Source organism: Streptomyces sp. MS191 (genome assembly GCF_008042125.1).
Taxonomy (GTDB): domain Bacteria; phylum Actinomycetota; class Actinomycetes; order Streptomycetales; family Streptomycetaceae; genus Streptomyces.
In genome coordinates this window covers 690,915-708,688 of the sequence record NZ_RDBI01000040.1, presented here as the reverse complement: position 1 = coordinate 708,688, position 17,774 = coordinate 690,915, and the positions used below count along the sequence as shown (strand labels likewise).

General features: G+C 74.3%; 15 protein-coding genes, 1 pseudogene and 1 riboswitch. Of the genes and pseudogenes, 5 read left to right on the top strand and 11 right to left on the bottom strand.

What is annotated here, in order from left to right; genetic code table 11:
* Positions 1 to 110 precede the first annotated feature (110 nt).
* The 8 genes from cobC to EAO71_RS10115 all read right to left on the bottom strand — a co-directional run bounded on the left by cobC (position 111) and on the right by EAO71_RS10115 (position 9,491).
* Complete coding sequence (gene cobC / locus EAO71_RS10150; RefSeq protein WP_147979206.1) at positions 111 to 1,169, bottom strand: Rv2231c family pyridoxal phosphate-dependent protein CobC; 1,059 nt, start codon at positions 1,167 to 1,169, stop codon at positions 111 to 113.
* Entirely contained in the window at positions 1,166 to 2,470 is a 1,305-nt protein-coding gene (locus tag EAO71_RS10145) for a cobyrinate a,c-diamide synthase (RefSeq protein WP_261992080.1), read from the bottom strand. Before EAO71_RS10145 ends, cobC begins: the two co-directional genes overlap by 4 nt.
* Complete coding sequence (gene cobO, locus EAO71_RS10140) at positions 2,464 to 3,072, bottom strand: cob(I)yrinic acid a,c-diamide adenosyltransferase (protein ID WP_147977425.1); 609 nt, start codon at positions 3,070 to 3,072, stop codon at positions 2,464 to 2,466. The genes EAO71_RS10145 and cobO overlap by 7 nt, the downstream gene beginning before the upstream one ends.
* A complete protein-coding gene (locus tag EAO71_RS10135; protein WP_147977424.1) occupies positions 3,072 to 5,087 on the bottom strand; it encodes a putative cobaltochelatase in 2,016 nt (671 codons plus the stop codon). The genes cobO and EAO71_RS10135 overlap by 1 nt, the downstream gene beginning before the upstream one ends.
* A gap of 142 nt (positions 5,088 to 5,229) precedes the next feature.
* Entirely contained in the window at positions 5,230 to 6,735 is a 1,506-nt protein-coding gene (locus EAO71_RS10130) for a cobyric acid synthase (protein WP_147977423.1), read from the bottom strand.
* On the bottom strand, positions 6,732 to 7,694 hold the full coding sequence (locus EAO71_RS10125) for a cobalamin biosynthesis protein (protein WP_147977422.1): 963 nt from the start codon (positions 7,692 to 7,694) through the stop codon (positions 6,732 to 6,734). Before EAO71_RS10125 ends, EAO71_RS10130 begins: the two co-directional genes overlap by 4 nt.
* Positions 7,695 to 7,727: 33 nt before the next feature.
* Positions 7,728 to 7,861: riboswitch (cobalamin riboswitch) on the bottom strand.
* A gap of 121 nt (positions 7,862 to 7,982) precedes the next feature.
* The gene (locus EAO71_RS10120) at positions 7,983 to 8,204 is read right to left on the bottom strand and encodes a hypothetical protein (RefSeq protein ID WP_147977421.1); all 222 of its coding nucleotides are present in this window, start codon (positions 8,202 to 8,204) and stop codon (positions 7,983 to 7,985) included.
* A 21-nt stretch (positions 8,205 to 8,225) separates the two neighbouring features.
* Entirely contained in the window at positions 8,226 to 9,491 is a 1,266-nt protein-coding gene (locus EAO71_RS10115) for an inorganic phosphate transporter (protein WP_147977420.1), read from the bottom strand.
* Between the two features lie 405 nt (positions 9,492 to 9,896).
* On the opposite strand from EAO71_RS10115, the gene EAO71_RS10110 reads away from it, so the two are divergent.
* Together EAO71_RS10110 and EAO71_RS10105 are read left to right on the top strand one after the other, a co-directional pair.
* Positions 9,897 to 11,024: an alpha/beta hydrolase gene (locus EAO71_RS10110; RefSeq protein WP_147977419.1), complete on the top strand. Its 1,128-nt coding sequence runs from the start codon at positions 9,897 to 9,899 to the stop codon at positions 11,022 to 11,024.
* Positions 11,025 to 11,363: 339 nt separating this feature from the next.
* On the top strand, positions 11,364 to 12,683 hold the full coding sequence (locus EAO71_RS10105; protein WP_147977418.1) for a hypothetical protein: 1,320 nt from the start codon (positions 11,364 to 11,366) through the stop codon (positions 12,681 to 12,683).
* 45 nt (positions 12,684 to 12,728) lie between these two features.
* Here the strand turns inward: EAO71_RS10105 and EAO71_RS10100 are convergent, their stop codons facing one another.
* Both EAO71_RS10100 and ypfJ read right to left on the bottom strand, forming a co-directional pair.
* On the bottom strand, positions 12,729 to 13,130 hold the full coding sequence (locus EAO71_RS10100) for a VOC family protein (protein WP_147977417.1): 402 nt from the start codon (positions 13,128 to 13,130) through the stop codon (positions 12,729 to 12,731).
* 66 nt (positions 13,131 to 13,196) lie between these two features.
* Positions 13,197 to 14,087: a KPN_02809 family neutral zinc metallopeptidase gene (gene ypfJ, locus EAO71_RS10095; protein ID WP_147977416.1), complete on the bottom strand. Its 891-nt coding sequence runs from the start codon at positions 14,085 to 14,087 to the stop codon at positions 13,197 to 13,199.
* Positions 14,088 to 14,341: 254 nt separating this feature from the next.
* Here ypfJ and EAO71_RS10090 point away from each other — a divergent pair, with 254 nt between their 5' ends.
* From EAO71_RS10090 to EAO71_RS10080, 3 genes are all read left to right on the top strand, one after another.
* Positions 14,342 to 15,940, top strand: a complete 1,599-nt coding sequence (locus tag EAO71_RS10090; protein ID WP_147977415.1) for an ABC-F family ATP-binding cassette domain-containing protein — start codon at positions 14,342 to 14,344, stop codon at positions 15,938 to 15,940.
* Positions 15,941 to 16,340: 400 nt separating this feature from the next.
* Entirely contained in the window at positions 16,341 to 16,562 is a 222-nt protein-coding gene (locus tag EAO71_RS10085; protein ID WP_005477683.1) for a helix-turn-helix domain-containing protein, read from the top strand.
* Positions 16,563 to 16,712: 150 nt separating this feature from the next.
* Positions 16,713 to 17,510 (top strand): enoyl-CoA hydratase/isomerase family protein, encoded by a 798-nt coding sequence (locus tag EAO71_RS10080; RefSeq protein ID WP_147977414.1) that lies wholly within the window; start codon positions 16,713 to 16,715, stop codon positions 17,508 to 17,510.
* Between the two features lie 15 nt (positions 17,511 to 17,525).
* Here EAO71_RS10080 and EAO71_RS39960 read toward each other — a convergent pair.
* A pseudogene (locus tag EAO71_RS39960) lies at positions 17,526 to 17,774 on the bottom strand (enoyl-CoA hydratase/isomerase family protein); the annotation flags it as partial.

Here is a 17,774-nt window from a genome sequence, read left to right as displayed (position 1 = left end):
CCCGCCGCGGACCGAGGCGTGTCGGGCCCGTGGCACACCGCGGGGAGGGCGAGGCCGACGGCACCGCCCTCCCCGCGGCGCACCCGGGTGCCGCCGGCCGCGCGCCGTCGTCAGCCCGCGATGAGCAGCGCCTGGTCCAGGGCCTGCAGGAAACGGTTCGTCGTCACCCGGTCCCGCACCGCGAGCCGCAGCCAGTTCCGGTCGAGGCCCGGGAAGGTGTCGCCGCGGCGCGCCGCGAAGCCCAGGGCCCGCAGCCGCTCGCGTACCGCGTCCGCCCGGTCGATCCGCACCAGCACGAACGGACCCTCCGCCGCGGCCACCGCCCGAACCTCGTCGAACTCCGCCAGCCCGGCGAGCAGATGGGCCCGCTCGACCCCGATCCGGTACGCCGCGTGCTCCGCCTCCGCGAGCGCCGCCCGGGACATGCACGCCTCCGCGGCGACCAGCGCCGGCGTGGACACCGGCCACAGCGGCTGGGCCCGCTCCAGCGTGGCGATCGTCTCCTGGTCCGCGAGGACGTAGCCGATCCGCAGCCCCGCGAGCCCCCAGGTCTTCGTCAGGCTCCGCAACACCACCAGACCCGGCACGTCCGTCCGCCCGGCCAGCGACTCACGCTCGCCCGGCACCGCGTCCATGAACGCCTCGTCCACCACCAGCGTCCGTCCCGGCCGCGCCAGCGACACGATCGTCTCCGCCGGGTGCAGCACGGACGTCGGGTTCGTCGGGTTCCCGATCACCACCAGGTCCGCGTCCTCGGGAACCAGCCCCGGATCCAGCCGGAAGCCGTCCTCCGCGCGCAGCAGCACCCGCCCCACCTCGTGCCCGGCGTCGCGCAGCGCCGCCTCGGGCTCGGTGAACTGCGGGTGCACCACCACCGGGTGCCGGGCGGGCAGCGCGCGGGCGAGGAGGACGAACGCCTCCGCCGCGCCCGCCGTGAGCAGCACCCGCCGGGCCGGCAGGTCGTGCCGCTCGGCGACGGCCGCCCGGGCGGAGCGGCCGTCCGGATAGGCCGCGAGCCCGGTCAGCGAGTCCGCGATCCGCTCCCGCAGCCAGTCCGGGGGAGTGTTCGTCCGGACGTTCACCGCGAGGTCGATCAGCTTCTCGTCCCGTACCTCCGCGTCACCGTGGTGCCGCAGATCGCGGACTCGCTGACCGGGCTCGCGGCCTATCCGGACGGCCGCTCCGCCCGGGCGGCCGTCGCCGAGCGGCACGACCTGCCGGCCCGGCGGGTGCTGCTCACGGCGGGCGCGGCGGAGGCGTTCGTCCTCCTCGCCCGCGCGCTGCCCGCCCGGCACCCCCGGGCGCCGGCGGCGGCGAGCGGACTGTCGCTCACGGCCACGGCGTCCCGGTACCCGAGGGTGAGCCGCTCCGACATCCGCGCGTCGGCGTCCAGGACCCCGCACATGGGCGTCCCGTCGAGGGACCGCGCGAGGTAGAGCAGCCCCGCGCACTCCGCGGCGACCGGGGCGCCGGAGCGCGCCAGTTCCGCCACGGCCTTGCGCAGCGGCTCGTTGGCGGACAGCTCCGGGCCGTACATCTCCGGGAAGCCGCCGCCTATGACGAGCCCGGACGTCCCCTCGGGCAGGCTCTCGTCCCGCAGCGGGTCGAAGGTGACGACCTCGGCGCCGGCGGCCGTCAGCAGCTCGGCGTGCTCGGCGTACGAGAAGGTGAACGCGGCCCCGCCGGCGACGGCCACGACCGGCCGCCGCGACGGCTCGGCCGTCCGGCCCGGAGTCCCGGCCCACGGACCGTTCGGGTCCCACGCCTCGGTGCGGAGGTCGGGGGCGCTGCGCGCGAGCGCCAGCAGCGCGTCCAGGTCGCAGCCCGCGCGCACCTGCTCCGCCTGCGCCGCCACCGCCTCCACGGCGGCCGCCTGCCGCTCCGCGACCGGCACCAGGCCCAGGTGCCGCGACGGCGTCGCGACCGCCGGAGCCCGGCGCAGGACGCCGAGCACCGGCACGCCCGACTCCCCGAGCGCCTCGCGCAGCAGGTGTTCGTGCCGGTCGGTGGCGACCTTGTTGAGGATCACCCCGCCGATCCGCACCTCCGGGTCCCAGGACGCGAAGCCGTGCACCAGGGCGGCCACCGACCGCGACTGGGACGAGGCGTCCACGACCAGCACCACGGGTGCCTTCAGCAGCTTCGAGACCTGCGCGGTCGAGGCCAGCTCGCCCTGGTCGGCGGCGCCGTCGTACAGCCCCATCACCCCTTCGACCACCGCCAGGTCGCAGCCGCGCGACCCGTGCGCGAAGAGCGGCGCGACCAGGCCCGTACCGCACATGTACGCGTCGAGGTTGCGGCCCGGCCGGCCGGTGGCCAGGGCGTGGTAGCCCGGATCGATGTAGTCCGGGCCCACCTTGTGCGGGGACACCGCCAGACCACGTCCCGCGAACGCGGCCATCAGACCGGTCGCGACCGTGGTCTTGCCCGCGCCGGAGGACGGCGCGGCGATGACGAGACGTGCTACCACTCGATGCCCCGCTGGCCCTTCTGACCCGCGTCCATCGGGTGCTTCACCTTCGACATGTCGGTGACGAGGTCCGCGAAGTCCAGCAGTTCCTGGGGCGCGTTGCGGCCGGTGATCACCACGTGCTGCTGCCCCGGCCGGTCGCGCAGCACCTCGACCACCTCGGCGGTGTCGATCCAGCCCCAGTGCAGCAGGTAGGCGAACTCGTCGAGGACGTAGAACTTGTACGCCTCGGCGGCCAGGTCCCGCTTGACCTGCTCCCAGCCCTCGCGGGCCTTGTCCTCGTGCGACTGCTCGCCCTCGGCGACCTCGCGCTGGATCCAGGACCAGCCCTCACCCATCTTGTTCCAGGTGACGGTGCCGCCCTTGCCCGTCTCACCGAGCGCCTTGAGGGCGTTCTCCTCGCCGACCCGCCACTTGGCGGACTTGACGAACTGGAACACCCCGATCGGCCAGCCCTGGTTCCAGGCGCGCAGCGCCATGCCGAAGGCGGCGGTCGACTTCCCCTTGCCGACGCCGGTGTGCACCATCACCAGCGCACGGTTGCGGCGCTGGCGGGTGGTCAGACCGTCGTCGGGAACGACGGTCGGCTGTCCCTGTGGCATCAAGCGGCCCTCCTGGTCGCGTGTCCGGCTTGTACGTCCCTGACGAGTCCGGCGATCGAGTCGGCGCGCAGCTCGTCCAGGGTCACTGCGCTGCCGCCCAGTTCACGGGCGAGGTCCCCGGCGAGCCCGAGGCGCACCGGCCCCGTCTCGCAGTCCACGACGACGGCCGCCGTGCCCTCCGCGGCGTGCAGCCGCGCGGCCCGGGCGGCCAGCGCGACCGGGTCCTGGCCACCGGTCGCCCGGCCGTCGGTGACGACGACGAGCAGCGGACGGCGCGAGGGGTCGCGCAGCCGCTCGACGCGCAGCACGTCGTGCGCCTTGAGGAGCCCGGCCGACAGCGGCGTACGGCCGCCGGTCGGCAGCTGTTCGAGACGTGCGGCCGCCGCGTCCACCGACGAGGTCGGCGGCAGCGCCACCTCGGCGTCCCGGCCGCGGAAGGTGATCAGACCGACCTTGTCGCGCCGCTGGTAGGCGTCCAGGAGCAGGGAGAGCACGGCCCCCTTGACGGCGCTCATCCGCTGCCGGGCCGCCATCGAACCGGACGCGTCCACGGCGAACAGCACCAGGTTGCCCTCGCGGCCCTCGCGGGTCGCCTGCCGCAGGTCGTCCCGGCGGACGACCAGCCCGGCGCCGGTGCGCCCGCGGGCCTTCTGGTGCGGCGCGGCGGCCCGCACGGTCGCCGACAGGTGCAGCTTCGTCAACGCGCCCCGGGGGCGCACGGCGCCGGTCGTCCTGCCGTGCTCGGTACGCGCGCGGGAGCGGCGCCCGGCCGCGCCCTCGCCGAGCCCGGGCACGCTGAGCATCTTCGTCCGGAAGGGCTCGGCGGCCTTGACGGCCGCTCGCTCGCCCGCCCCCGGCCCGCCCGGCGCGGGTGCGGGCGCCGGACCCTCGTCCGTACCGGTGCTCTCCGGAGCCGCCTCCGGCCCCTCGCCCTGCGGCGGTACGCCCCCGCCTCCGCCGGGGCCGCCGTCGCCCGGGCCCGGATCCGGATCGTCGTCGTCCGTGTCCCGGAACCGGTCCAGCGTCTCGTCGAGCTTGTCCTCGTCGAGGCCGGGCGCGTCGAAGGGATTGCGCCGCCTGCGGTGCGGGAGCGCGAGCAGGGCAGCCTGCCGCACGTCCTCGGCGGTGACGTCCGTCCGCCCGTCCCACGCGGCCAGCGCGGTGGCGGTGCGGGCCATCACGATGTCCGCGCGCATGCCGTCGACCTCGAACGCGGCGCAGGTCGCGGCGATCCGGAGCAGTGCGGTGTCGCCGAGGACCACGGCGGGCAGCAGCGCCCGGGCCGCCACGATCCGGTCCCGCAGCGTGCGCTCCTCGTCGGCCCAGCGTGCCGCGAAGGCCGCCGGATCGTCGTCGTACGCCAAGCGGCGCCGCACGACCTCGACCCGCTGCTCGGGCTCCCGGGACGCGGCGACCTCGACGGTCAGCCCGAAACGGTCCAGCAACTGCGGCCGCAGCTCGCCCTCTTCGGGGTTCATCGTCCCGACCAGCAGGAAGCGGGCCGCGTGCCGTACCGAGACGCCCTCGCGCTCCACGTACGAGGAGCCCATGGCGGCGGCGTCGAGCAGCAGGTCGATCAGGTGGTCGTGGAGGAGGTTGACCTCGTCCACGTAGAGGATCCCGCGGTGCGCGTCGGCGAGGAGCCCCGGCTCGAAGGCCTTCACGCCCTCGGCGAGGGCCCGCTCGATGTCGAGGGCGCCGACCAGCCGGTCCTCGGAGGCACCGACCGGCAGTTCCACCATGCGCGCGGCGCGGGCGGCCGGCGCGCCGGCCTCGTGCGGCCCGTCCGGGCACGCCGGATCGGGGGTGGCCGGGTCGCAGCTGAACCGGCAGCCCGCCACCACCGGGACCTCCGGCAGCAGGTCCGCGAGCGCGCGGACGGCCGTGCTCTTGGCGGTGCCCTTCTCGCCGCGGACGAGGACACCGCCCACCGCCGGGCTGACGGCGTTCAGCAACAGCGCCAGTCGCAGGTCGTCCATGCCGACGACGGCGGTGAACGGGTACCGGGTGCTCATCGGTCGATCCTTCCTTCGCGTTCGCTGTGGGTGTCCCGGGGCGCACGCGTCTCGCGCGTGGGCGGGCGGCGCGTGCCGACGGGGGTGCGCGCGTGGGCGCCGGCGGGTCCGCGGGTGGTGCCGGTCCGGGTGCCGGCGGCGCTCACGGGGCGCCCGGCGGGATGAACGGCAGCCCGGCCGGCGGACCGCTCTCGATCAGCCGCAGCAGCGCGTCCGTGTCCGCGTGCTCCTCGATCAGGTCGCCCAGCCGGTCCAGCTGCTCCTCGCGCAGAGCGCCGAACGACGTGTCCGGCGCGGGGACGAACCGCCGCCCGGCCGCCGCCGCCACCTCGCGCAGGAACGCCCGGCGGAAGCCGTCGCTCTCCAACGAGCCGTGCCAGTGCGTTCCCCAGACGGCGCCGACCCGGCAGCCGTCCAGGAACGGCTCCCCGCCCAGCACCTCGGCGACGCCGTGGTGGATCTCGTAGCCCTCCACGCGCTCGCCGAGCGCCTCGCCGACCGGCCGGGCCAGCGTCTTGTCGGCCGCGAACCGGACCCGGACCGGCAGCAGGCCGAGCCCGTCCACGGTCCCGGCCTTCGACTCGACCTCGTCCTCGATCCGCATCCCGAGCGCCTGGAAACCACCGCAGACGCCGAGGACCGGACGGCCCTCCGCGGCCCGGCGCGCGAGCGCGTCGGCCAGGCCGCGCTCGCGCAGCCAGGCGAGCGCCTTCACCGTCCCGCGGGTGCCCGGCACGATGACGAGGTCCGCGTCGACGAGCTCCTCCGCACGGTCCACGAAGCGCACCACCACGCCCGGCTCGGCCGCCAGCGCGTCCACGTCCGTGAAGTTGGACATCAGCGGCACCGCGCAGACCGCGACCCGCAGCACGTCCTCGCCGACCGGCGGCGCCACGACCGACTCCCGGACCGCGCCGCGCATCGAGACCCGCAGCCCGTCCTCCTCGTCGATGCCGAGCCCGTGGGCGTACGGCAGGACGCCGAAGGTCCGCCGGCCGGTCAGCCCGTGCAGCATGTCGAGACCGGGCTCCAGCAGCGTCACGTCGCCGCGGAACTTGTTCACGAGATAGCCCGCGATCAGCTCCTGGTCCTCCGGGGCGAGCAGCGCCGTCGTCCCGAAGAACTGGGCGAAGACCCCGCCCCGGTCGATGTCGCCGACCACGAGCACCGGCAGCCGTGCGGCCCGCGCGATGCCCATGTTCACGATGTCCGTGCGCCGCAGGTTGATCTCGGCCGGACTGCCCGCCCCCTCGCAGATCACGGCGTCATACGTGCCCCGCAACTCCTCCAGGCACGCCAGCACCGGCTCGAAGAGCTCCCGCTGCCGCCCTCCGTGGTAGCCGCGCGCGCTCAGCTCGCCCACCGGCCGGCCCATCAGGACGACCTGGCTGGAGCGGTCGCTGCCCGGCTTCAGCAGCACCGGGTTCATCAGGGCGGTCGGCTCCACCCTGGCCGCCTGCGCCTGCATGGCCTGAGCCCGGCCGATCTCCGCGCCCTCGCGGGTCACGAAGGAGTTCAGGGACATGTTCTGGCCCTTGAACGGGGCCACCTTCACCCCCTGGCGGACCAGCCAGCGGCAGATGCCGGCCGTGACGACGCTCTTCCCCGCGTCGGACGTGGTCCCGGCGACCAGCAGTCCGCCCCTCATATCCGCCTCCGCTTGATCGCACCCATGATCAGCCGGCCGCCCACGCAGGCCGCCAGCGTCAGTCCCGTCACGCGCCGCGAGAGCCGCACGGCCCGCTCGATGTCCGCGACCTCCACGTCCCGCCCCGCCCCGTTGAGCACCGGCCGGTGTTCGACCCGGCCGCCGTACGAGAGCGTCCCGCCGAGCCGGACGCCGAGGGCGCCGGCGAACGAGGCCTCCACCGGGCCCGCGTTGGGGCTCGGGTGGCGGCCGGCGTCGGCCCTCCAGGCGCGGGCGGCGCCGCGCGGGTCACCGCCCGCCACCGTGGCCAGCGCGGCGGTCAGCCGGGCGCCCGGCCAGCCCGCCAGGTCGTCGAGCCGGGCCGAGGCCCAGCCGAAGCGCCGGTGGCGCGGGGACTTGTGGCCGACCATGGCGTCGAGCGTGTTCACCGCGCGGAAGCCGACCAGTCCCGGCACCCCGGCGACGGCGCCCCAGACGAGCGCTCCCACGACCGCGTCGGAGGTGTTCTCGGCGACCGACTCGACGACGGCGCGGGCCATCGCGGGGCCGTCGAGGGACTGCGGGTCCCGCCCGCACAGATGGGGCAGCCGCTCGCGGGCCACGTCCAGGTCCCCGGCGGCCAGCGCCCCGCCGATGGCACGGGCCTCCCGGCCCAGGGTGGTGCCGCCGACGACGGCCCACACGGCGGCGGCGGTCAGGGCGACGGAGGCGGGGCGCCGGTCCCGTACGGCCCGCGCGGCCAGTGCGCCGGCCGCGGTCGCGCCACCGGCGCAGACGGCGGTGTGCAGGGCGCCCCAGCCGCGGTGGTCGTGCCAGAGAAGCCGTTCGACGGCGCCCGCGGCCCGCCCGAACGCGGCGACCGGATGGCCGCGGCGGGGGTCGCCGACGAGCAGGTCCGCCGCCAGACCGGCGGCGGCGCCGTACGCGAATACACCTGTGGCTGCACTGCGGCCGGGCATGGCGCTGTGTCCTCACTCAGGGTCCGCGCCCTGGCTCGACGTGACCGGCGGTGAGAGTTCCTGACTCCCGGGGAGGCTCTCCCCGGTCACAGTGGCGGGACCGCGCCGGAATCGCACCGGGCTTCCTCTTCTGCCGCCGTAATGGCCCCGGAAGTGCACCACGCTGTGCGAACACCCGTCAACTCACCCTTGACCTGCGGTGGGACAGTGTGCGGAGCCCCACACCACGACGGCCGGGCGGGCCGCACCCGAGGGTGCGGCCCGCCCGGCCGGTGGGGTCGTCCCGCGTCAGACGACGATCAGATAGATCCCGTACGCGACGGCCGCCGCGCACAGGGCGAAGCAGGCGTACGCGCCGGTGCGCGCGAGGGTGGCGGAGCCTCCCTGGGCCGTGGCCTGCTCCTGCTTGGAGAGGCCGACGATGCCGAGGGTGAACAGGCCCACGAGGGCGACGGTCGCCACGAGGCTGACTCCGAAGACGGAGCCGAGAGCTGCCCAGTCGATCTTCATGCGTGCGTGTCCCTTGGTTCCTTAGACCGCCGCGGCCGGGGCCGCGGGGGCTGCCGGGTCCGTGGGGGCCGGCGAGGGGATGGTGGTCTTGAGGTCCTCGTCCGCGACGGCGGCGACGGTCCCGGCGGGCGGCGGGCTGACGGCCGCGATCGCGGTGGTCACGACGCCCGCGGGCTCGGCGTCGAGGTCGTCCGAGGTGACGTTGTGGTGGTCGACCGGCTTGCGGCGCGACAGGGCCCAGATGACACCGGAACCGGCGACCAGCAGGATCGCGACGGCGACGATGCCCCAGGTGCCCTGCTTGGTGAGGAACTCGGCGCCGGCGCCGACCAGGCCCGCGGCGGGCAGGGTCAGGCCCCAGGCGACGAACATCCGGGTCGCGGTCGACCAGCGGACGACGCCGCCCTTGCGGCCGAGGCCCGCGCCCATCACGGCGCCGGAGCAGGACTGGGTGGTGGAGAGGGAGAAGCCGAGGTGCGAGGAGGCCAGGATGACCGTGGCCGCGCTCGTCTGGGCCGCGAAGCCCTGCGGCGGGCGCAGGTCGGTCAGGCCCTTGCCCATCGTGCGGATGATGCGCCAGCCGCCGAGGTAGGTGCCCATCGCGATGGCCAGACCGGCCGAGACGATGACCCACATCGGAGGGTTGGAGCCGGGGGCGAGGACGCCACCGGTGACCAGGGCGAGGGTGATGACACCCATCGTCTTCTGGGCGTCGTTGGTGCCGTGGGCGAGGGAGACCAGACCGGCGGAGGCGATCTGTCCGGCCCGGTAGCCCTTGGCCGTGGACTTCTCGTCGGTCTTGGCGCCGATCCGGTAGGTGAGCCTGGTGGCCACCGTGGCGGCGAGGCCGGCGACGATCGGRGCGGCGATCGCGGGGAGCAGGACCTTGGTGACGATGGTGCCGCCGTTGACCGCCGACCAGCCGGCGGACATGACCGCCGCACCGATGAGGCCGCCGAAGAGGGCGTGGGAGGAGCTGGACGGGAGTCCGAGCAGCCAGGTCAGCAGATTCCAGAGGATGGCGCCGACGAGCGCCGCGAAGATCACTTCGGTACGAATGCCCTGTTCGTTGATGATCCCGCCGGAGATCGTCTTGGCGACCTCCACGGACAGGAACGCACCGACCAGGTTGAGCGCGGCGGACATGGCCACCGCGGTCTTGGGCTTGAGGGCACCGGTCGAGATGGTCGTCGCCATCGCGTTGGCGGTGTCGTGGAAACCGTTCGTGAAATCGAACACGAGAGCTGTCACGACCACAATGGCGAGCAGCAGCGTGATGTGTTCCATTTACCCAGGCAATCGTTTGACGTCAGTGGCTCGACGAACGTAAGCAACCTGGGTGAACGGAAGGTGAACTGGGCCGGGCGGTGTGGTGTCCCGAATCGGTGTCCGGTCATTCCGCTTAGCGCTCCGGACGTCGAACCGTCCACGATGTGGTCCCCGTGCAACCCCGGGTAAGCCGTGCCGTAGCGGGACGGAACAGACTTCCGTTGACTTCCGCCCCGCCAGTCACTCTCGTCTCACGGACAAGATCACCCGGCCGAGGGACCCCCGTGAAGTGACCCAGGTCACTCGGTCGAGTGCGCGGAGACGGCGCGGGGGAGGCGCCGAGGACCACCGGGGCGGACCGGCGGGCGCCCGAAGGGCCGCGGTCCGGTGGCACCCCGTCCGCACCCTGCCGACACTGGGAACGTGCGCCCGGCTACAGCGACGGCAGCGGCCGTCACCACTCTGATCGGTGTCGGCGCGGCCGCGATCGCGGCCGGCCGGTACGCCAGCGACGTCGCCCTCCGGGCGCCGTCCGGACGACCGCTGCCCGGCGACCCACGGCTCACCGTGCACGCCACGGAACACGGCCGGGTCACCCTCACCCGGAGCCTCGCCTCACTGCGTCCCGGCACCTACGGTCTGGACGGCCCCGACGTGCACGCTGTCGTCGGACCCGTGCTGGACCGGGTCCCGCACTCCGCCGACACCGTCGTCCGCCGTCTCGAACGGGTCGAGCACGGCACCCTCGAACCGGGCACCCGCGTCCGCCTCACCCCCGTGCTGCACACCGGCACCCCGCTGTCGGCCCTCGGCGTCGACCACGAGGACGTCGAGATCCCCGGCGAACTCGGCCCCCTGCCCGGCTGGCTCGTCCCCGGCCCCCGGCCCACCTGGGTCGTCGCGCTGCACGGCATCGGCACCACCCGGCTGCAGCCGCTCAACGTCGTCCCCTTCCTCAGCCGCCGCCAGATCCCCGTCCTCATCCCCGCGTACCGCGGCGACGAGGGCGCGCCGCCGTCCCCGGACGGCCTGAGCCACCTCGGCGAGTCCGAATGGCGCGACGCCGACGCCGCCGTCCGCTACGCCGTGCGCCGAGGGGCCCAGCACGTCGTCCTGTACGGCTGGGGGACCGGCGCGACCATGGCCCTGCACGTCGCGGCCGACTCCGGCGTCCGGGACGCGGTCCGCGGTCTCGTCCTCGACAGCCCGGTACTCGACCGGGAGGCCACCCTGCGCGCCCTCGTCGCGGCCCGCCACGTCCCGGCCCCGCTGCTCCCGCTCGCCGTCCGCGCCGCGACGACCCGGGCCGCGCTGGACGGCGCCCGGCTCCAGGACGCCGCCGATCCGGCCGCCCTGCGGATCCCGACCCTGGTCTTCCACGGCCCGGACGACACGCTCGCGCCCTGGGAACCGTCCCTCCGGCTGGCCGCCCGCCGCCCGGAACTCGTCACGCTGCAGACGGTCCGGCAGGCCCCGCACGCCTCGATGTGGAACGCCGACCCGGTCCGCTACGAGGAAGCACTGCGCCGCTTCCTGACCCCACTGCTCTAGGGCGTGTGGCGAAAGTCCCGCCTGCCCCGCGGCCCGCCCTCCGTGCGGACGGCGCTCCTTTCGCAACGCGCCCCAGGGGTGCCGGCCCGGCGATCTTCGAGGCGCCCCGCCGCACGGCTCCGTTCCGGGCTCCGTCCGCCCTCCTTCCGGAGCCGGTCCGGGGCCCGGTTCGGGGCCGTTCCCGGCGTCTTTCGACGGCGATCCGGATTCCGATTGGGCTTTCGGGCCGTCAGCGGGAAGACTGCCCCCGTGACGTCTCGACAGCCTGATGAGCATTTGGCGCGCAACTCCAGACTCCGACTCGTCCGTCCGCGGGCACTTGCGACCGCCCGACGGGCCGTGACGACCCGTCGTACGCGGCCGGCGCCGCGTCCGCCGGAGGGCACTCCGCCCCGCGCGGAACTGGCCCGCCAGGCACGGATCGTCCTGGCCGACGCCGTGCGGATCGCCCGCTGGGCCGCCGTCGACCGCGCGGCCGAACTCGGTCCGTCGACCGGCCCCGACGCGGCCTCCGCCCAGGAAAGGGCCGCCGCGGCGCTGGACCTGACCCCCGGCCAGATCCGGGCCGGCTGGGACCGGGCGCGCCTCGCCGGACTCGTCGAGATCCACGGGGACACCGCCCGCCCGGGCTGGCGCCTGCACGCCTGGGACCGCGACGACTCCGCGGTCCTGCGCGGCTGGGTCGCCCTCTTCGACGCCTGGTCCCTGGTCCACCCGGCCCCCGAGGGCGTGGCGCCCGGCGCCGTCGCCGAGGTCGTCGAGGCCCTTCCCCAGGTGCTCTCGCTCCTCCAGCTGTCCGCCGGCCCCGTCGTGGTCCCGTCGCTCCTCGACCTGCTCGGTCAGCGGGTCGAGGAACTGCGCGAGGAGCGCTGCGAGGTCCCCGACCCGCAGGCCGAGCCGGAGGCCGCCGCGAGCTCCCCCCGGGCGGCCGACACGGACGGGCTCTCCGCGCTGCTCGACTGGGCCCTGGAGGGTCTCGCGGCCGTCGGCGCCCTCACGCTCGGCCCGGGCCAGGCCACCCTGACCCCGCTCGGCAACTGGGCGGTGTGGGTCAAGCTGGAGCAGATCTGCGTCGCGGCCCAGAGCCCGGCGGGGAACATCGAGCAGTCCGCCGAGGACATGCTCCGCGGCTGCGCCCGGCTCACCCCCGGCCCGGCCCGCGACGAGTACCGCGCCTGGCTCGCCGCCCGCACCCTGTCCAGCGCTGTCACCGAACTGCTGGCGGTCGCCCGGGGCGAGGACGCCCTGCTGCGCGGCCTCGCGTTCGAGGCCCTGCGGGTCGTCGGCGCCCCGGCCGAGGCCGAGGTCCGGGCCGCGGCCCAGGAGGCCCCGCTCCGCCCGTACGCGCTGCTCTGGCTCGCCGAGTACGACGGCGCCGACCCCGACGACGCCCAGGAGGTGCTCACCCGCGAGGAGGCGACCTGGCTCTGGGTCGACACCGCCGCGGCCGTCGCCGACCACGGCGAGAGCACGCTGCTCGTCCGCCACCTCGACTCCGCGGTCCAGGGGACCGTCCCGGCCCTGCTCGACGAGGTCCGGGCCGTCGGGCACCCGCGCACGGTCCAGGTCCTCGTCGCACTCGCCGCCGCGCACCCCGATCCGGCCCTCGCCAAGGCCGTGCGCCGGGCGGCCTTCCAGGTCCACACCGGGGGCTCCTGAGCCCGCCCCGGGCCACGCGCCCGGGGCACCCCGACGGGACGGCCCCTAGGGGGCGGCCCCCGGCGCGTACGTGCCGAAGGACCAGACGTTGCCCTCGGCGTCGCGGGCCATGTAGTCCCGCGAGCCGTAGTCCTGGTCGGTGGGCGGCATCAGGATCTCGACGCCGTGCTCCACGGCCCGGGCGTGGTGCGCGTCCACGTCGTCCACGCGGACGTACACCCCGACCGGGCCCCCGCCGGCCATCAGCTTGTCGAACTCGCTGCCGGTGCCCTTGCTGCCCAGCATCACCATGCCGTTGCCGTGCGAGAGCTCGGCGTGCGCGACCTTGCCGTCCTCGTCCTCGTACACGACCGTCCCGGTGAAGCCGAACGCCTCGGTGAGCAGCTTGATCGCGGCCTTCGCGTCCTCGTAGGTGAGGGTCGGACAGATGTCGGGTGACTCGCCCATCGCGCTCGCTCCTTCTCGCTCGGTCGGATGTGACCCGGGTCTCAGTCTCGCAGTCGCCGCCGACGATCAGCGGAAGGTGTCGCACCGGGCCATGTCGCCGGTCCTGAAGCCCGTGGAGAACCACTGCCGACGCTGCGCCGCCGAGCCGTGCGTCCAGTTCTCCGGCGTCACCCGGCCCTGGAACCTCTCCTGGATCCGGTCGTCGCCCACCGCGGCCGCCGCGTCCATGCCGTCCCGGATGTCCGCCTCCGTCAGCCGCGTGATCAGCGGCCGTCCCGTCCGCTCGTCCGGCGTGGACGTCGCGTGGCGGGCCCACACGCCCGCGTAGCAGTCCGCCTGGAGCTCGACCCGCACGGTGTTGGACGCGGCACCGGTGCGCCCGTCCTGGGCGCGGGCGAGCGTGCCCATCTGGTTCTGGACGTGGTGGCCGTACTCGTGGGCCACCACGTAGGCCTGCGCGAAGGGGCCCCCGGTCGACCCGAACCTGGTCCGCAGCTCGTCGAAGAAGCCCAGGTCCAGGTAGACCTGGCGGTCGCCGGGGCAGTAGAACGGGCCGACCGCCGAGGTGGCCGAGCCGCAGGCCGTCCCGACCCGGTCGGTGAACATCACCGTGCGCGCGTCCCCGTACCGGCCGCCCCGCCGGGCGTACTCCGCCCGCCAGAAGTCCTGCAGGCTGTTGACCACCGCCACGATCCGGCAGTCCTGCCGGGCGTTCGCGTCGGCGCCGGTCCGGCAGGTCTGCTGCACCTGGGTCGCGGACGAGGCGGACGCGGCCGGATCCTCGCCGCCGGACGACAGCCCCAGCTGCTCGGGGCCCACCCCGAAGAGGACACCCAGGACCAGGGCGATGAGGCCGACGATGCCGCCGCCGACGGTGGCCCTGCCACCCGGGATGCGGCTGCCGCGGACGTCGCGCACCTCCGAGGTGTCCAGGTCGGCGTCGTCGTCGAACTGCATGGGCCACCGCCCTCCGCGTCGTGCCGCGGCAGGGGCCGCCGCCTCCCGGCCGAGTATCGATCACTCCGCCATGAGTCGCCCCTTTTGCCGGACAACAGGCGGAAGGAGAGGTATGTCACCCCGCGGCAGCATGTCCGAAAAGCAGTTGCAAGCGCCCGTTAGACTGGCCGCATGGCCATTCTCCTTGCGTACGCGTAGAGGCGTCGAACCCGCCAGAGCCCTTCCGCCGTCCACCCCCGCACTGGAGTCTGTCCGTGATCACCGCTTCCGGCATCGAGCTGCGCGCCGGCGCCCGCATCCTCATCGAGTCCGCTTCCTTCCGCATCGCCAAGGGCGACCGCATCGGCCTGGTCGGCCGCAACGGAGCGGGCAAGACCACCCTCACCAAGTGCCTCGCGGGCGAGGGTCAGCCCGCCGGCGGCACCATCGCCCGCTCCGGCGAGGTCGGCTACCTCCCGCAGGACCCGCGCACCGGCGACCTCGACGTCCTGGCCCGCGACCGCATCCTGTCCGCCCGCGGCCTGGACGTGCTGATCCGCAAGATGCGCATGAACGAGGAGCGCATCGCCAACGGCACCGGCGCCACCCGTGACAAGGCGATGAAGCAGTACGAGCGCCAGGAGACCGAGTTCCTCACCAAGGGCGGCTACGCCGCCGAGGCCGAGGCCTCCACCATCGCGGCGGCCCTCGGGCTGCCCGACCGGGTGCTCGGCCAGCCGCTGCACACCCTCTCCGGTGGTCAGCGCCGCCGCGTGGAGCTCGCCCGGATCCTCTTCTCGGACGCCGACACCCTGCTCCTCGACGAGCCCACGAACCACCTCGACGCCGACTCCATCGTCTGGCTGCGCGACTACCTCAAGACCTACCGCGGCGGCTTCATCGTCATCTCCCACGACGTCGACCTGGTCGAGACCGTCGTGAACAAGGTCTTCTACCTGGACGCCAACCGCTCGACGATCGACGTCTACAACATGGGCTGGAAGCTCTACCAGCAGCAGCGCGAGGCCGACGAGAAGCGCCGCAAGCGCGAGCGCCAGAACGCCGAGAAGAAGGCCGCCGCCCTCAACTCGCAGGCCGACAAGATGCGCGCCAAGGCCACCAAGACCGTCGCCGCGCAGAACATGGCCAAGCGCGCCGAGCGGCTGCTGTCGGGTCTGGAGGCGGTCCGCGTCTCCGACAAGGTCGCCAAGCTGCGCTTCCCGGAGCCCGCCCCGTGCGGCAAGACCCCGCTCACGGCCGAGGGTCTGTCCAAGTCCTACGGCTCCCTCGAAATCTTCACCGATGTGAACCTGGCCATCGACAAGGGCTCGCGCGTCGTCATCCTCGGCCTCAACGGCGCGGGCAAGACCACGCTGCTGCGCCTGCTCGCGGGCGCCGAGACGGCGGACACCGGCGAGGTCACCCCGGGCCACGGTCTCAAGCTCGGCTACTACGCCCAGGAGCACGAGACCCTCGACCCGGAGCGCACGGTCCTGGAGAACATGCGCTCCTCCGCGCCCGACCTCGACCTCGTCGAGGTGCGCAAGACGCTCGGCTCCTTCCTGTTCTCCGGTGACGACGTCGACAAGCCGGCCGGGGTGCTCTCCGGCGGCGAGAAGACCCGTCTGGCGCTGGCCACCCTCGTCGTCTCGTCCGCGAACGTGCTGCTCCTGGACGAGCCGACCAACAACCTGGACCCGGCCAGCCGCGAGGAGATCCTCGGCGCGCTGCGCACCTACAAGGGCGCGGTCGTGCTGGTCACCCACGACGAGGGCGCCGTCGACGCCCTGGAGCCGGAGCGGATCATCCTGCTGCCGGACGGCGTCGAGGACCTGTGGGGGCCGGACTACAAGGACCTCGTGGCCCTGGCCTGACCAGCGGGCGAGGCGGACGGGCCGGGTGGCCGGACGGCGGGCACGGCGTCCGTACCAGCCCGCCGGCCCGGCCTCTGATCATCCCCGTATGGATCATTCGGCTCATGGGTGATCCTTCATCTGAGTGAGTGCGTCTCATCCCCCCGGCGCGGCACCCTGCGGAATCCTTCCGTCAGGGCCGCGCCGTCCTCGTACCGGCAGGATGCCGCTGACCTGGTACTTCCCTTCCGCGGCGGCTCTCCGGCGGGTCCGGCACCCAGCGGAATGGAGTATTCCGGTCGTGGCGGCACCTTGTCCGGGAGCGAACCCGGCGGCACGGACCTTGTCGAATGGGTGGCCAGGACGTCCGGAAGGGGTGATCATGAGAAGTCCAGAGCGCACTTCCCATGAGGAGGCACGGGTGGCCGAGACTCTGAAGAAGGGCAGCCGGGTGACCGGCGCCGCGCGCGACAAGCTCGCGGCAGACCTGAAGAAGAAGTACGACTCCGGTGCGAGCATCCGGGCGCTGGCCGAGGAAACCGGCCGCTCCTACGGATTCGTCCATCGGATGCTCAGTGAATCCGGAGTCACGCTGCGTGGACGCGGCGGAGCGACACGAGGCAAGAAGACGGCCTCGGCCTGACTCGGGGCGCGGTTCGTCGGGTCCACCGGTTCTTGGGGTGGCCACCCGGTCGGCCGAGCGGTCGACCGGGTGGTTACTGTGCAGTCACTTAGTGGCCGAAGAGGTCACTGAGCGATCGCTGCAGTGCTGCACCGGAACCGGAGGCGCCCCATGACTTCGCTCGACTCTGTGCTCGTGTTCGACAAGGACGGTGTACGGCTCACCGTCGAGGACGCCGTTGCCACGGTGACCCTGACCAATCCGGCGAAGCGCAACGCCCAGTCTCCCGCTCTGTGGCGGGCGTTGGTGGAAGCCGGCCGGTCGTTGCCGGGCAGCGTGCGGGTGGTGGTCCTGCGCGGTGAGGGCCAGTCCTTCTCCGCGGGCCTCGACCGGCAGGCGTTCACGCCCGAGGGCTTCGACGGGGAGCCGTCCTTCCTCGACCTGGCGCGCGGGTCCGACGCGGACCTCGACGCGGTCATCGCCGAGTACCAGGAGGCGTTCACCTGGTGGCGCCGCAGCGACATCGTGTCGATCGCGGCAGTCCAGGGGCACGCCATCGGCGCCGGGTTCCAGCTCGCCCTCGCCTGCGACCTGCGGGTCGTCGCCGAGGACGTGCAGTTCGCCATGCGCGAGACCAGCCTGGGCCTCGTCCCGGACCTCACCGGGACGCACCCGCTCGTCTCGCTGGTCGGCTACGCCCGCGCGCTCGAGATCTGCGCCACGGGCCGCTTCGTCCACGCCGACGAGGCCGAGCGCATCGGCCTCGCCAACATCGCCGTGCCCGCCGCCGAACTCGACGCGGCCGTACGGGACCTGAGCGCCGCCCTGCTGGGCGCCCCGCGGGACGCCGTGATCGAGACCAAGGCGCTGCTCCAGGGCGTCTCCGGCCGTTCCTACGAGGAGCAGCGCGTCGCCGAGCGGGCCGCGCAGGCCCGCCGTCTCCGCGACCTTGCGGGCCTCGGCGACTGACGCGCGACCGCGCCGTCAGCGCAGATCCGACACCAGCACCGTGACCGCGGTCCCCTCCGGGGCCACCGCGGTCACGGTCGCGCGCACCGCCCTGGCCACGTCCAGCGGGCGGCGGCCGGCGGTCACCGCCACCTCCACCCGCAGCCGGCCCGTGGCGCAGATCTCGAGCGCGCGGGCGTAGCCGACCAGCGAGACGAGCGGGTGCGTCCCGGTGAGGTCCGGGACGAGGCCCAGGCTGGTCTCGCGCATGGCGAACTGCACGTC